The sequence below is a fragment of the Streptomyces sp. CB01201 genome (assembly GCF_002803085.1).
Classification (GTDB): Bacteria; Actinomycetota; Actinomycetes; order Streptomycetales; family Streptomycetaceae; genus Streptomyces; species Streptomyces hundungensis.
This window is the reverse complement of record NZ_NNBJ01000003.1, coordinates 438875-453490: the sequence shown is the minus strand read 5'-3', so window position 1 is coordinate 453490 and position 14616 is coordinate 438875. Positions and strand designations below refer to the sequence as shown.

General features: G+C 69.1%; 11 protein-coding genes. 7 read left to right on the top strand and 4 right to left on the bottom strand.

Going from position 1 to position 14616, the window contains the following annotated elements; genetic code table 11:
• The first annotated feature begins 131 nt into the window (after window positions 1–131).
• A complete protein-coding gene (locus CG740_RS10015; RefSeq protein WP_100574657.1) occupies window positions 132–3251 on the top strand; it encodes an efflux RND transporter permease subunit in 3120 nt (1039 codons plus the stop codon).
• Between the two features lie 104 nt (window positions 3252–3355).
• Here CG740_RS10015 and nadA read toward each other — a convergent pair whose 3' ends face one another.
• The gene (gene nadA, locus CG740_RS10010; RefSeq protein WP_100574656.1) at window positions 3356–4570 is read right to left on the bottom strand and encodes a quinolinate synthase NadA; all 1215 of its coding nucleotides are present in this window, start codon (window positions 4568–4570) and stop codon (window positions 3356–3358) included.
• 294 nt (window positions 4571–4864) lie between these two features.
• Here nadA and CG740_RS10005 point away from each other — a divergent pair, with 294 nt between their 5' ends.
• Window positions 4865–5221, top strand: a complete 357-nt coding sequence (locus CG740_RS10005) for a HesB/IscA family protein (protein WP_030933606.1) — start codon at window positions 4865–4867, stop codon at window positions 5219–5221.
• Between the two features lie 161 nt (window positions 5222–5382).
• Here CG740_RS10005 and CG740_RS10000 read toward each other — a convergent pair whose 3' ends face one another.
• Both CG740_RS10000 and CG740_RS09995 read right to left on the bottom strand, forming a co-directional pair.
• Window positions 5383–6903, bottom strand: coding sequence for a hypothetical protein (locus tag CG740_RS10000; protein ID WP_100574655.1), 1521 nt, complete (start codon window positions 6901–6903; stop codon window positions 5383–5385).
• Window positions 6904–7018: 115 nt separating this feature from the next.
• A complete protein-coding gene (locus tag CG740_RS09995) occupies window positions 7019–7225 on the bottom strand; it encodes a hypothetical protein (RefSeq protein WP_100574654.1) in 207 nt (68 codons plus the stop codon).
• A 182-nt stretch (window positions 7226–7407) separates the two neighbouring features.
• Between CG740_RS09995 and CG740_RS09990 the strand changes: the two genes are divergently transcribed.
• Window positions 7408–8382 carry a carbohydrate kinase family protein gene (locus CG740_RS09990; RefSeq protein ID WP_100574653.1) on the top strand — a complete coding sequence of 325 codons (975 nt, stop codon included), beginning with the start codon at window positions 7408–7410 and terminating at the stop codon, window positions 8380–8382.
• 50 nt (window positions 8383–8432) lie between these two features.
• Here CG740_RS09990 and CG740_RS09985 read toward each other — a convergent pair whose 3' ends face one another.
• A complete protein-coding gene (locus tag CG740_RS09985; protein ID WP_100574652.1) occupies window positions 8433–9854 on the bottom strand; it encodes a cysteine desulfurase/sulfurtransferase TusA family protein in 1422 nt (473 codons plus the stop codon).
• Between the two features lie 273 nt (window positions 9855–10127).
• On the opposite strand from CG740_RS09985, the gene ctaC reads away from it, so the two are divergent.
• The 4 genes from ctaC (at window position 10128) to CG740_RS09965 (ending at window position 14615) form a co-directional block, all read left to right on the top strand.
• Window positions 10128–11093 carry an aa3-type cytochrome oxidase subunit II gene (gene ctaC, locus CG740_RS09980; protein ID WP_100574651.1) on the top strand — a complete coding sequence of 322 codons (966 nt, stop codon included), beginning with the start codon at window positions 10128–10130 and terminating at the stop codon, window positions 11091–11093.
• Window positions 11090–12832 (top strand): aa3-type cytochrome oxidase subunit I, encoded by a 1743-nt coding sequence (ctaD, locus tag CG740_RS09975; protein WP_100574650.1) that lies wholly within the window; start codon window positions 11090–11092, stop codon window positions 12830–12832. The genes ctaC and ctaD overlap by 4 nt, the downstream gene beginning before the upstream one ends.
• A complete protein-coding gene (locus tag CG740_RS09970; protein WP_100574649.1) occupies window positions 12829–13227 on the top strand; it encodes a cytochrome c oxidase subunit 4 in 399 nt (132 codons plus the stop codon). Before ctaD ends, CG740_RS09970 begins: the two co-directional genes overlap by 4 nt.
• A 134-nt stretch (window positions 13228–13361) precedes the next feature.
• A complete protein-coding gene (locus CG740_RS09965) occupies window positions 13362–14615 on the top strand; it encodes a L,D-transpeptidase (RefSeq protein WP_100574709.1) in 1254 nt (417 codons plus the stop codon).
• Window position 14616 lies beyond the last annotated feature (1 nt).

Below are 14616 nucleotides of genomic sequence, written 5' to 3'. Positions count from 1 at the left end.
CCCGCCCCATGGCGGAGGGTTGTGGGCGGGGGCCGGGTCTTCCCGGACGATGCGCCGCGTGATCACGGGCCGGCCGCCTGCCCTCCTGCTGGGTATCGCCGCTCGCACGCCACAGAAGAGAGACCCCACCCATGTCCTGGCTGTCCAGATTCAGCCTCGCACAACGGGCCCTGATAGGCCTGATGTCGATCGTCGCGATCGTCTTCGGGGCGATCGCCATTCCGCAGCTCAAGCAGCAACTGCTGCCCACCATCGAACTGCCGATGGTGTCGGTGCTCGCCCCCTATCAGGGCGCGTCCCCCGATGTGGTCGAGAAGCAGGTCGTCGAGCCGCTCGAAAAGAACATCAAGGCCGTCAGCGGGGTCAAGGGCATCACGTCCACGGCCTCCGAGGGCAACGCCGTGATCATGGCGACCTTCGACTTCGGCACCGGTACGAAGCAGCTCGTCGCCGACATCCAGCAGGCCGTCAACCGGTCCCGCACCCAGATCCCCACCGAGGTCGACCCGCAGGTCGTCGCCGGCTCCACCGACGACATGCCGACCGTGGTGCTCGCGGTGACCTCCGACAAGGACCAGCAGGCGCTCGCCGACCAGCTGGACCGCACGGTCGTCCCGGCCCTGGAGGACATCAAGGGCGTCGGCCGCGTCAGCGTCGACGGCGTCCAGGACCTCCAGGTCAATGTCACGCCGGACGCGAAGAAGCTCGCCGCGGCCGGTCTCACCACCATGACGCTCGGCGACGCCCTCAAGGCGGGCGGCGCGACGGTCCCCGGCGGCTCCTTCTCCGAGGACGGCAAGAGCCGCACGGTCCAGGTCGGCGCCCCCTACACCTCCCTGAAGCAGATCGAGGACCTGCGGATCAAGCCGCAGCAGGGTGCCCCGGTCCGCCTCGGTGACATCGCCACCGTCAAGCAGCAGCCCGCGCAGCGCGTCTCCATCACCCGCACCGACGGCAAGCCCAGCCTCGCCGTGACGGCCACCATGGACCACGACGGCAGCGCCGTCGCGATCTCGAAGGCCGTCAAGGACAAGCTGCCCGACCTGAAGAAGGACCTCGGGTCCGGCGCGGAGATCACCGTCGCCATGGACCAGGGCCCGCAGGTCTCCAAGGCCATCTCGGGGCTGACCACGGAGGGCGCGCTCGGCCTGCTCTTCGCCGTGATCGTGATCCTGCTCTTCCTGGCCTCGATCCGCTCGACGCTGGTGACCGCGGTCTCCATCCCGCTGTCCGTGGTCCTCGCCCTGATCGTGCTGTGGACGCAGGACCTCTCCCTCAACATGCTCACGCTGGGCGCGTTGACGATCGCGATCGGCCGGGTCGTCGACGACTCGATCGTGGTCCTGGAGAACATCAAGCGCCACCTCGGCTACGGCGAGGAGCGCCAGGAGGCGATCCTGGCGGCGGTCAAGGAGGTGGCCGGCGCGGTCACCGCCTCGACGCTCACCACCGTCGCGGTGTTCCTGCCGATCGCCTTCGTGAACGGCATGGTGGGCGAGCTGTTCGGCTCGTTCAGCCTCACCGTCACCGCCGCCCTGCTCGCCTCGCTGCTCGTCTCCCTGACCGTCGTGCCGGTCCTGTCGTACTGGTTCCTGCGCGCGCCCAAGGCGATCGCGGGCATCGACCCGGACGAGGCGCGCCGCAGGGCCGAGGAGAAGGAGAACAAGTCCCGGCTCCAGCGCCTCTACGTCCCGGTGCTGCGCTTCGCGACCCGGCGCCGCCTGGTCAGCGTGCTGATCGCGGTCGTCGTCCTGATCGGCACCTTCGGCATGGCCGGTCTCCTGAAGACCAACTTCTTCGACCAGGGCGAGCAGGACAGCCTGTCGATCAAGCAGGAACTGGCGCCCGGCACCAGCCTGGACGCCGCGGACGCCGCGTCCAAGAAGATCGAGGCGATCCTGGCCGCCGACCCGGCGGTCAAGAGCTACCAGGTCACCGTCGGCTCCTCCGGCTTCATGGCGGCCTTCGGCGGCGGCACCGGCGCCAACCAGGCCTCGTACACGGTGACGCTGAAGAACGCGAGCGACTACGACAAGGCGCACGACCGCCTGGAGAAGGCCCTCAAGGGCCAGCCCGGCAACCCGGCCATCACGGCCGGCGGCGGCTTCGGCAGCCAGGACCTCAGCGTGGTCGTGAAGGCGGCCGACGGCGACGTCCTGAAGAAGGCCTCCGAGCAGGTGCGCCAGGCCGTCGCGAGCCTCAAGGACGTCAGCGACGTCCAGAGCGACCTGGCGCAGAGCGTGCCCCGGGTCTCGGTGCAGCCCAACGACAAGGCGGCCGAAGCGGGCTTCAACCAGGCCACGCTCGGCATGGCCGTCGCCCAGCAGGTGCACGGCACCCAGGTCACCAAGGCGATCATGGGCGACTCGGAGCGGGACGTGTACATCACCTCGCCCGACCCGGCCACGACCCTGGACCAGCTCAAGAACCTGCCGCTCGGCCCGGTCAAGCTCGGTGACATCGCCGACGTGAAGCTGGTGCCCGGCCCGGTCTCGATGACCCGGATCGACGGCGCCCGCTCGGCGACCATCACCGCCAAGCCGGTCGGCGACAACACCGGCAAGGTCAGCACGGACCTCCAGAGCAAGATCGACGCCCTGAAGCTGCCGTCCGGCGCCACCGCCACCATCGGCGGCGTCTCCTCGGACCAGTCGGACGCGTTCAAGAACCTGGCCCTGGCGATGCTGGCCGCGATCGCGATCGTCTTCATGCTCCTGGTCGCGACCTTCAAGTCCCTGATCCAGCCGCTGATCCTGCTGGTCTCCATCCCGTTCGCGGCCACCGGCGCGATCGGCCTGCTCGCAGCCACCGACACCCCGATGGGCGTCCCGGCGATGATCGGCATGCTGATGCTGATCGGCATCGTGGTGACCAACGCGATCGTCCTGATCGACCTGATCAACCAGTACCGCAAGCAGGGCCTCGGCGTGGTCGAGGCGGTCGTCGAGGGTGGCCGCCACCGGTTGCGTCCGATCCTGATGACGGCCCTCGCGACGATCTTCGCGCTGCTCCCGATGGCGCTCGGCGTCACGGGCGAGGGCGGCTTCATCGCCCAGCCGCTCGCGGTCGTGGTGATCGGCGGTCTGGTGACGTCGACGCTGCTCACCCTGCTCCTGGTCCCGACCCTCTACGCGATGGTCGAGCTCCGCAAGGAGCGCAGGGCCAGGAAGAAGGCGGCCAAGCGCGGCGAGCCCGTGGGCGAGTCCACGACCTCGGAGGACTCCGACGAGCTGGAGCGGGCCAACGCCTGATCCGGCCGCACGGTCCGGGCCCGGTCCACGCCGGGCCCGGACCGTACGACGAAGGCCGCCCCCTCCTGCGAGGGGGCGGCCTTCCGCGGTGTCCGGGCCCGGGGTTACGGCAGGGCCAGCATCCGCTCCAGGGCGAGCTTCGCGAAGCTCTCGGTCTCGCGGTCGACCTGGATCTGGTTGATCAGCTTGCCCTCGGCGAGCGATTCCAGGGTCCACACGAGGTGCGGCAGGTCGATGCGGTTCATGGTCGAGCAGAAGCAGACCGTCTTGTCGAGGAAGACGATCTCCTTGTCCTCGGCGGCGAACCGGTTGGCCAGGCGGCGCACCAGGTTCAGCTCGGTGCCGATCGCCCACTTGGAGCCGCGCGGGGCCGCCTCCAGGGCCTTGATGATGTACTCCGTCGAGCCGACGTAGTCCGCCGCGGCCACGACCTCGTGCTTGCACTCGGGGTGCACCAGGACGTTCACGCCCGGGATGCGCTCGCGCACGTCGTTCACCGAGTCGAGCGAGAAGCGCCCGTGCACCGAGCAGTGCCCGCGCCACAGGATCATCTTCGCGTTCCGCAGCTGCTCGACGGTGAGGCCGCCGTTCGGCTTGTGCGGGTTGTAGAGCACGCAGTCGTCGAGGGACATGCCGAGGTCGCGCACGGCGGTGTTGCGGCCCAGGTGCTGGTCCGGCAGGAACAGGACCTTCTCCCCCTGCTCGAAGGCCCAGTTCAGGGCGCGCTCGGCGTTGGAGGAGGTGCAGATGGTGCCGCCGTGCTTGCCGGTGAACGCCTTGATGTCGGCCGAGGAGTTCATGTACGAGACGGGCACGACCTGCTCGGCTATCCCGGCCTCGGTCAGTACGTCCCAGCACTCGGCGACCTGCTCGGCGGTGGCCATGTCGGCCATCGAGCAGCCGGCGGCGAGGTCCGGAAGGACGACCTTCTGGTCGTCGCCGGTCAGGATGTCCGCGGACTCGGCCATGAAGTGCACACCGCAGAACACGATGTACTCGGCCTCGGGCTTGGCGGCCGCGTCCTTGGCCAGCTTGAACGAGTCGCCCGTCACATCGGCGAACTCGATGACCTCGTCGCGCTGGTAGTGGTGCCCGAGGATGAAGACCTTGTCCCCGAGCTTCTCCTTGGCCGCGCGGGCCCGCGCCACCAGGTCCGGGTCGGAGGGCGACGGAAGGTCGCCGGGGCACTCCACGCCGCGCTCGCTCTTGGGGTCGGCCTCGCGGCCGAGCAGGAGCAGCGCGAGCGGCGTCGGCTGCACGTCGAGCTCGACGCGTCCGGCGAGGTCCTGACGGGGCTGGGCGGTGGTCACGTCACGCACCCTTTCTGTTTCCTGAGCAGTGCGGCGGAGCCGCTCCAGTGGCCCCAGGTGCTTGCACGCGGGGGTTTTCGTCTAAATGACGCTATCTATCATAACCGCTTCACGTCACTTTGACGATGGCGATAGCGTCGATGTGACGCACCCGGTCGCGCGGGGAGTTGTCCCCAGGCCTTTTCCCGCCCGCCCCCGTGTGTGCGAGCATGAAAGAAGAAGAACCCGACCCGGAATGAATCCGGGGCCCCGCCGGTTGCAACCGTCGGCAAGCAGTCTCCGTACAACCCGGGAGAGAAGCAGATGTCCGTATCGGACGAGACCACCACCGTGAGCGACGGCATCCTCCTGTCCGACGCCGCCGCGGCCAAGGTCAAGGGCCTCCTTGAGCAGGAAGGCCGGGACGACCTGGCGCTGCGTGTCGCCGTTCAGCCCGGCGGCTGCTCCGGCCTGCGCTACCAGCTGTTCTTCGACGAGCGCTCGCTCGACGGGGATGTCGTCAAGGACTTCGACGGTGTCAAGGTCGTGACCGACCGCATGAGCGCCCCGTACCTGGGCGGCGCCTCGATCGACTTCGTCGACACCATCGAGAAGCAGGGCTTCACGATCGACAACCCGAACGCGACGGGCTCCTGCGCCTGCGGCGACTCGTTCAGCTAGGCCCTGGGTCGCGGCGGCCCGCTGGGCCTCGCGGCAGCCGAAAGGCGGGCGCCCCCGGTCATCCGGGGGCGCCCGCCTTCGTCGTGTCCGGCGCCCTGAGGCCCGTACCGCCAGTTCTCCCGTACCGCCAGTTCTGTCGTACCGCCAGTTCTGCCGTACCGCTACTTCTTCGGCAGCTCCTTGCCGGTGTCCGCGTCGAGGACCTCGCGGGCCCCGAGCGCCTGGTGCAGCTCCACGGATACCGTCTGCTGCTTGGCCAGCGCGACGCACATCTTCTTCGGGTCGGTGACCTGGCCGGTCACCCGCACCCGCACGCCGTCACCGCTCTCGTCGGCGGTCGCCGTGTACGTGCTGCACACCCCGCCCCAGAACGTCACGTTCAGGGTCCGCCCGTCCGGCGCCGGGGCGTACGACTCCAGCGACTGGCCGTGTGCGCCCGGCGCGGTGGCCGAGCCCGACGGAGCCGGCACGGGGGCGCCGCTCGGCGGCTTGGCGATGTACTCGGGGGCCAGCGCCGGGGCGGTGATGGTGAACGGCTGCCCCGCGTCCGGCTTCACCTGGAACAGCCATGACGGCACCAGGGCCGGCGTGCCCGCCACGAACTGCGCGGCGAGCCCGAAGGTCGCCCCGCTGATCGTCACGGTCGAGGGCGTGGGCTGCTTGCAGGGCTGGATGTTGCCCTGCGGATCGCTCGGCAGCCGCCCCTTGGTGGGCTGCCCGTCGAGCGGCACCGGACCGGTGCAGTCCTTGGTCTTCGGCTGCTCGCGGTGGCTGTTGAGCTGGGCCAGCGTCTTGTCCGCGCTGAGCACCGGATAGGTGTCGCCCTTGTCGGGCGTCTTCAACTGGCCGCTTCCGCCCACCACTTGACCGTCCGGGCCGACCTGGATGCCGGTCGTCCAGCCGTACGTGGGAAGCCCGTCGATCACCGGGTCCGCGTTCACCACCCGGGCCGAGGCGAGGATCTCCGAGGCGTCCAGCTTGGCGTCGTCCTGGCCGAGCGCCTTGAGGACCGGGGCCGCGGCCGCCTTCGCCGCCTGCTCGCCGATCGGGCCGCCTCCGCCGGTGCTGGTGCTGGTGCTGGTGCTGGTGCCGGAGCCCGTGTCCGCGCCGGTGGTGTGCATCGGACACATCTTGCCCTTGGGGCAGTTGTCCGTGCCGCCGCTGCCGTAACGGGCGAACGTCCAGGTGCCCGGCGCCTTCTGAGTGACCGTCAGGGTCGGGCCCGAGCCGTCCTTGGTGGCACCCGCCTTCCAGCTGTCGCCCTCCAGGCGCGCCGCCCCGTCGATGCCGAGCGCCCGGGCGAGCCGGTTCACCGCGGCCTCGTCCACCGTGCCGCGCGGCTGATGGACGGCCGCCTTGCCGGGCCCCTCGGGCAGCTTGACCGACGCCCGGTAGACCACCCCGTTGGGGTCGGGCTCACCCGGCGCGATCCCGTTGCCGCCACCGCTGCCGCCGCTGCCGCCGCTCGGGGCGCCGGGGGCGCCGGGTGCGCTGTCGAGGGCGAGCGGCGGAGGCGCACCGTCAGCGCCGGGCTTGTTGTCACCGCCCGAGGACGCCGTCGTGGCCCAGTACGCCCCACCGCCCCCCACGGCCAGTACGGCCAGGGTCGCCGCGGCGAGGATCAAGGGAGTCCGACGCGAACGCCGCTGCCGGGGCTCGTCCTGCGTGTGCTCGCTGCTCACCAGATCGCTCCTGTCCAGTCGTATCCCGCATCCCCTTGACGAGGGACGCCGGTTGGACGGAGCGGGGGAGCGCACGGTTCCATCCCGTGCGCCGCACCCGCGCGATCAGGCCGTTTCAGTCCCCGTAATCGGACATGTCCGCGATGAGCCGTACCGATGCGGGCGGAACCGTCACACCGTGGATCAGGGACGGCGGCACCGGGTCCGGGGCGAGCGCCGCGGGGACGACCCAGTGCGGTGCCATCCGCGCGCAGTCGCCACGCAGCTCCTCCAGGCCCTGACCCGCCGCCACCCCGTGCCCGCTGTTCAGCTTGGTTTCCATGCTTCGCACCGTACGCACCGAGAAGCATGCGCAGTAAGACCTACTATTGGGTAGTTTCCGCCGGTCGGCCCAGCCGGACCGACCCGGTAGCGTGAACCGTCCACGCCCACCCGTCTCCCGCCACCACCCCTATCGGAGCGCTTTGCGCGCCCCTCCCCATCCTCACCAGGAGCGCCCTCGCCGTGCGTATCGCAGTCACCGGCTCCATCGCGACCGACCACCTCATGACCTTCCCCGGCCGCTTCGCCGACCAGCTGGTCGCGGACCAGCTGCACACGGTCTCCCTCTCCTTCCTGGTCGACAACCTCGACGTACGCCGCGGGGGTGTCGGTCCCAACATCTGCTTCGGGATGGGCCAGCTCGGCGGCCGCCCGATCCTGGTCGGCGCGGCCGGCTCGGACTTCGACGAGTACCGCGCCTGGCTCGACCGGCACGGCGTCGACACCGGCTCGGTGCGGATCTCCGAGGTCCTGCACACGGCCCGCTTCGTGTGCACCACCGACTCCGACCACAACCAGATCGGCTCCTTCTACACGGGCGCGATGAGCGAGGCCCGGCAGATCGAGCTGAAGTCGGTGGCCGACCGGGTGGGCGGCCTCGACCTCGTGCTGATCGGCGCCGACGACCCGGAGGCGATGCTGCGCCACACCGAGGAGTGCAAGGCGCGGAGCATCCCCTTCGCGGCCGACTTCTCGCAGCAGATCGCCCGGATGTCCGGCGACGACATCCGCACCCTGCTCGAAGGCGCGACCTACCTCTTCTCGAACGAGTACGAGAAGGGGCTCATCGAGAGCAAGACCGGGTGGAGCGACGAGGAGATCCTCTCCAAGGTCGACTACCGGGTCACCACGCTCGGCTCGCGCGGCGTGCGCATCGACAAGGTCGGCGCCGAGCCGATCGTCGTGGGCTGCCCCGAGGAGGACGCCAAGGTCGACCCGACGGGCGTGGGCGACGCGTTCCGGGCCGGCTTCCTGACCGGTCTGTCCTGGGGCGTGGGCCACGAGCGCGCGGCCCAGCTCGGCTGCATGCTGGCCACCCTGGTCATCGAGACCCTGGGCACCCAGGAGTACACCCTGCGCCGGGCCAACTTCATGGACCGCTTCACCAAGGCGTACGGCGACGAGGCGGCGTCCGAGGTCCAGGCCCACCTGAAGTAGGGCCCGCTGGAGCAGAGCCCACCTGAAGTGCCGCCCGCCGGAAGCGGCACTCAGCTCCTGCGGCGCACCCGGTAGGCGGTTCCGCCGTCTACCGGGTGCTCGCCCAGGTACTCCTGGTCCCGCATCTCGCACCATGCGGGGATGTCGAGACGGGCGGCCTCGTCGTCGGCGAGCACCGTCACGACGCCGCCGACGGGCAGGTCCCCGATCGCCTTGGCGAGTTCGATGACGGGGATCGGACAGAGCCGGCCGAGCGAGTCGACCGTGAGGTCCCCGGTCCCGGCCGCCGCCCCGGCCCCGGCCCCGACCGCCTCGGAGGCCGTGACCGGCCCGGCTGCCGCGGCCGGCGCCCCCAGCTTCGTCCGTACGGCCGTGACCACCCACGTCAGCACGTCGATGAACCGGTCGACGTCCTCCGCCGGGGTGCCGAAGGGCAGCGACACCCGGACGTTGCCCTCGCTCAGCACCCCCATGGCGCGCAGCACATGGCTGGGCGTCAGGGTGCTGCTCGTGCAGGACGAACCGGAGGAAACGGAGAATTCCGCCCGGTCGAGTTCGTGCAGCAGGGTCTCTCCGTCGACATAGAGACAGGAGAAGGTGACCAGATGCGGCAGCCGCCGCACCGGATCGCCGACCACCTCCACCTCCGGCACGACCTCCACGACCCGGGCCCGGATCAGGTCCACCAGGTCCCGCAGCCGCGCGGCCTCCGCCTCCGCCTCGGCCCGCACCGCACGCAGCGAGGCGGCCGCCGCCACGATCGCCGGGATGTTCTCGAAGCCGGGCGCCCGCCCCGACTCCCGCTCGTCCGGTGGCCCTTGGGGCGCGAACCGTACGCCCTTGCGCACCGCGAGCAGCCCGACTCCTGCCGGACCGCCCCATTTGTGGGCACTGGCCGCGAGGATCGACCAGGCCCCTTCGACCGGCCCCCACGCCAGCGACTGGGCCGCGTCCACGAACAGCGGCACCTCCGCGGCCCGGCACAGCTCGGCGACCTCGGCCACCGGCTGGAGCGTGCCCACTTCGTGGTTGGCGGACTGGAGAGCGGCGAGGGCGGTGTCGGGACGCAGGGCCGCCGCGTACGCCTCGGGGGAGACCCGGCCCGTGCGGTCCACCGCGACCTCGGTCAGCGAACCGCCGGCCGCCTCGTGCGAGGCGGCCGAATGGAGGACCGAGGAGTGTTCGACCGAGGACACCACCAGGTGCCGGCCGACACGCCGACGCCCGGACAAGGATCCGTAAATTCCGGAGTGCACCGACTGGGTCCCCGAACCGGTGAAGCTGAGCTCGTCCGGACGGCAGCCGACCGCCTCAGCGGCGGCCTCGCGCGCCGCGTCGAGCAGCAGCCGGGCCCGCCTTCCCTCCCGGTAGAGGCGGGCCGGATCGGCCCATCCCTCGTCCAAGGAGGCTTGCAACGCCTGGCGGGCGACGGGGTGCAGGGGGGCCGAGGAGGCCGCGTCGAAATAGGGCACGCGGCCACGCTAACCCCGGTCGGGCGCGCGAGCGGCGAGGGACGGGGCGAGGGGCCGTCAGATGGCGCGCGGAGGCCGGGATTCCACCGCGACTCCACCCCTTCGGGGACTCGGACGGCGCGTTGGGCACCCTCCCCGCGCGACCCCAAATAGCGTCCAGTAGGGTTTGGTCCGCATAAACATCCAAACCCCTGCCCGTGTGCCAGGGCGGCGACCGACCAGCGAGACGGCCGTAGCCGACCACCGCGGGCGAGACTCTCGGGAAGGCGCTACGTGAGTCCCAACGGCTCCGACCGCTCGTCGCGGCGCCCGATGCGGCGGAAGCTGCCGCAGGTGCTGACTGCGGGCCTGGTCCTGGCGACAGCATCCGGTTGCTCGTACAACTGGAAAGACTTCCCTCGACTTGGTATGCCCACTCCGGTGACGGAAGAGGCTCCCAGGATCCTGTCCCTCTGGCAGGGCTCGTGGGCGGCTGCGCTCGCCACGGGCGTGCTGGTCTGGGGCCTGATCCTGTGGAGCGTCATCTTCCACCGGCGCAGCCGCACCAAGGTCGAGGTACCCCCGCAGACCCGGTACAACATGCCCATCGAGGCGCTGTACACCGTGGTCCCGCTCATCATCGTCTCCGTGCTCTTCTACTTCACGGCACGCGACGAATCGAAGCTCCTGGCTCTGTCCCCGAAGCCCGCCCACACGGTCAACGTGGTCGGCTATCAGTGGAGCTGGGGCTTCAACTACGTCGAGGACGTGCCCGGTGTGAAGGGCGACGCCAAGACGGACAAGAACCTGGAAGCGATTCCGGACCGGTTCAAGAAGGACTTCCCCGCGAACGCGGGCGGTGTCTACGACGTCGGCATCCCCGGCACCCGTAACCCGCAGACCGGAAACCCGGGCCCGACGCTGTGGCTGCCGAAGGGCGAGAAGGTCCGCTTCGTGCTGACCTCGCGCGACGTCATCCACTCGTTCTGGATCGTGCCGTTCCTGATGAAGCAGGACGTCGTCCCGGGGCACACCAACTCGTTCGAGGTCACGCCGAACCAGGAAGGCACCTTCCTGGGCAAGTGCGCCGAGCTCTGCGGCGTCGACCACTCGCGCATGCTCTTCAACGTGAAGGTCGTCTCCCCGGAGCGCTATCAGCAGCACCTCAAGGAGCTGGCGGCGAACGGCCAGTCCGGTTACGTGCCGGCGGGCATCGCCCAGACCGACCCCGCCAAGAACGCGGAGACGAACAAACTGTGAGCATCCTCAATGAATCTCAGGGTGCCGCGGCAGCAGACGACTCGTACGAGAACGAGCTGCCGGTCCGGCGCAAGCAGCCGGGAAACGTCGTCATCAAGTGGCTGACCACCACTGATCACAAGACGATCGGCACGATGTACCTGGTCACGTCGTTCGCGTTCTTCTGCATCGGCGGCATCATGGCGCTCTTCATGCGCGCCGAACTCGCCCGTCCCGGCACGCAGATCATGTCGAACGAGCAGTTCAACCAGGCGTTCACGATGCACGGCACGATCATGCTGCTGATGTTCGCGACGCCGCTGTTCGCCGGATTCGCGAACTGGATCATGCCGCTCCAGATCGGCGCGCCCGACGTGGCGTTCCCGCGGCTGAACATGTTCGCCTACTGGCTCTACCTGTTCGGCTCGACGATCGCGGTCGGTGGCTTCCTCACCCCGCAGGGTGCGGCCGACTTCGGCTGGTTCGCCTACTCCCCGCTGTCGGACGCGGTCCGTTCGCCGGGCGTCGGCGCCGACATGTGGATCATGGGTCTGGCCTTCTCCGGCTTCGGCACGATCCTCGGCTCGGTCAACTTCATCACCACGATCATCTGCATGCGCGCGCCCGGCATGACGATGTTCCGGATGCCGATCTTCGTGTGGAACGTCCTGCTGACCGGTGTGCTGGTCCTGCTGGCCTTCCCGGTCCTCGCGGCCGCGCTGTTCGCCCTGGAGGCGGACCGCAAGTTCGGTGCCCATGTATTCGACGCCAGTAATGGCGGCGCATTGCTCTGGCAACACCTCTTCTGGTTCTTCGGCCATCCAGAGGTGTACATCATCGCGTTGCCATTCTTCGGAATCATTTCCGAAGTGATCCCGGTGTTCAGCCGCAAGCCGATGTTCGGCTACAGCGGTCTGATCGGCGCCACCATCGCGATCGCGGGCCTGTCCGTGACCGTGTGGGCGCACCACATGTACGTCACCGGTGGCGTGCTCCTGCCGTTCTTCTCCTTCATGACGTTCCTCATCGCCGTACCGACGGGCGTGAAGTTCTTCAACTGGATCGGCACGATGTGGAAGGGCTCACTGTCCTTCGAGACACCCATGCTCTGGGCCATCGGCTTCCTGATCACCTTCACCTTCGGTGGTCTGACGGGCGTCATCCTGGCCTCGCCGCCGATGGACTTCCACGTCTCCGACTCGTACTTCGTCGTCGCGCACTTCCACTACGTCATCTTCGGCACCGTGGTCTTCGCGATGTTCTCCGGATTCCACTTCTGGTGGCCGAAGTTCACCGGAAAGATGCTGGACGAGCGGCTCGGCAAGATCACCTTCTGGACGCTGTTCGTGGGCTTCCACGGCACGTTCCTGGTGCAGCACTGGCTGGGTGTCGAGGGCATGCCGCGTCGTTACGCCGACTACCTGGCGGCCGACGGCTTCACCGCCCTCAACACGATCTCGACGATCTCCTCGTTCCTGCTCGGTCTGTCGATCCTGCCGTTCTTCTACAACGTCTGGAAGACCGCCAAGTACGGCAAGAAGATCGAGGTCGACGACCCCTGGGGCTACGGCCGTTCGCTGGAGTGGGCGACCTCCTGCCCGCCGCCCCGGCACAACTTCGTCACCATGCCGCGCATCCGCTCCGAATCGCCGGCCTTCGACCTCCACCACCCGGAGATCGCGGCTCTGGACCAGCTGGAGAACCACGGCGACGTCCACGGTGACCACATGCTGTCCGGTGGCAAGGAGGCCGGGAAGTGAAGATCCAGGGCAAGATGTTCCTGTGGCTGTCCGCCTTCATCCTCGTGATGGCCATCGTCTACGGCGTGTGGTCGAAGGAAGCGGCAGGCACCACCGCGCTCGTCATGGCCTTCGGCCTGAGCGTCATGATCGGCTTCTACCTGGCCTTCACGGCCCGGCGGGTCGACGTGGGCGCCCAGGACAACAAGGAGGCCGATGTCGCGGACGACGCCGGTGAGGTCGGCTTCTTCTCGCCGCACTCCTGGCAGCCGCTCGCGCTCGGCATCGGCGGCGCGCTGGCCTTCCTCGCGATCGCGATGGGCTGGTGGCTGCTGTACTTCTCGGCGCCGCTGATCCTGGTCGGTCTCTACGGCTGGGTCTTCGAGTACTACCGCGGCGAGAACCAGAACCAGTAGTTCCGCCCGCCGCACCGCGCCACGAGGGGCCCTTCGTCTCGATCCGGGACGGGGGGTCCCTCTTTTGCCGTCATACGCCCTCGTTTGCAGTCACAGCGCGCGCCGAATCTGACGACTCTTCATACCGTGTGACCATGAGCCACGCACCGCGTATCCGCACCGTAGTGAGCTGCACCCTCCTTGTCCTGTCCCTCGGTGTGGGGGCCACGGGGTGCGGCGGGTCCGACGGCAACCCCCTTTCGGCGAAGCCCTACGACGCGGCCGGGCAGGTCGCGTACAACGGCCCGGCGGGCAGTCAGAAGGCCGACCCCGACAAGCCCCTGGAGATCACCGCCAAGAGCAAGGAAGGCCGTCTCACGGACGTCACGGCCGTCGACGGCAACGGGCGCTACCTGGCGGGCGAACTGGCCGCCGACGGCAGCCGCTGGCACTCCACGGCCCCACTGGTGGCCGGAGCGCACTACACCGTCAAGGTCTCCACGGAGAACGAGGACGGCTCCCCGGGGCTGCGCACGCTGACGTTCGACACGGCGGCGGCCAAGGATGCCGTGGAGGTCGAATTCGGCCCGGACGCGGGCAAGTACGGCGTCGGACAGCCCATTACGGCCCAGCTCAGCAAGCCCATCAAGGACAAGGCGGCCCGGTCCGTCGTCGAGCGGGCCCTGAAGGTCCGCTCCACGCCCTCGGTGGAGGGCGCCTGGTACTGGGTGAACGACAAGGTCCTGCACTACCGCCCGAAGGAGTACTGGCCCGCCCACGCCACCATCGAGGCGCAGTCCAACCTGGAGGGCGTGAAGATCGCCGACAAGCTGTACGGCGGCCCCGGCAAGCCCCTGAAGATCACCACCGGCGACCGCGTCGAGGCCATCACGGACGCCGCCGGGCACTACATGACGTTCAAGCGTAACGGAGAAGTGATCAACACCATTCCGGTCACCACCGGAAAGCCGGGCTTCTCCACCCGCAACGGCGTCAAGGTGGTCCTGGGCAAGCAGTACTTCGTACGCATGCGCGGGGAGACCGTCGGCATCTCGTCCAGCAGCTCCGACGGCTACGACCTGCCCGTCTACTACGCCACGCGCGTCACCTGGAGTGGTGAATACGTGCACGCCGCGCCCTGGTCGGTGGGCTCGCAAGGCTCCGAGAACGTCAGCCACGGCTGCACGGGCATGAGCACCGGCAACGCCGCCTGGTTCTTCGAGAACATCAACGAGGGCGACATCGTCAAGGTCGTCAACAGCATCGGCGAGGACATGACGCCCTTCGACAACGGGTTCGGCGACTGGAACGTGTCGTGGGACGAGTGGCGCGAGGGCAGCGTCCTGCAAGCCGACCTCAAGGCCGGGCAGAGCAAGGTCAACTCCGCCCGGCTGCGGCCGGGAGTGTGAG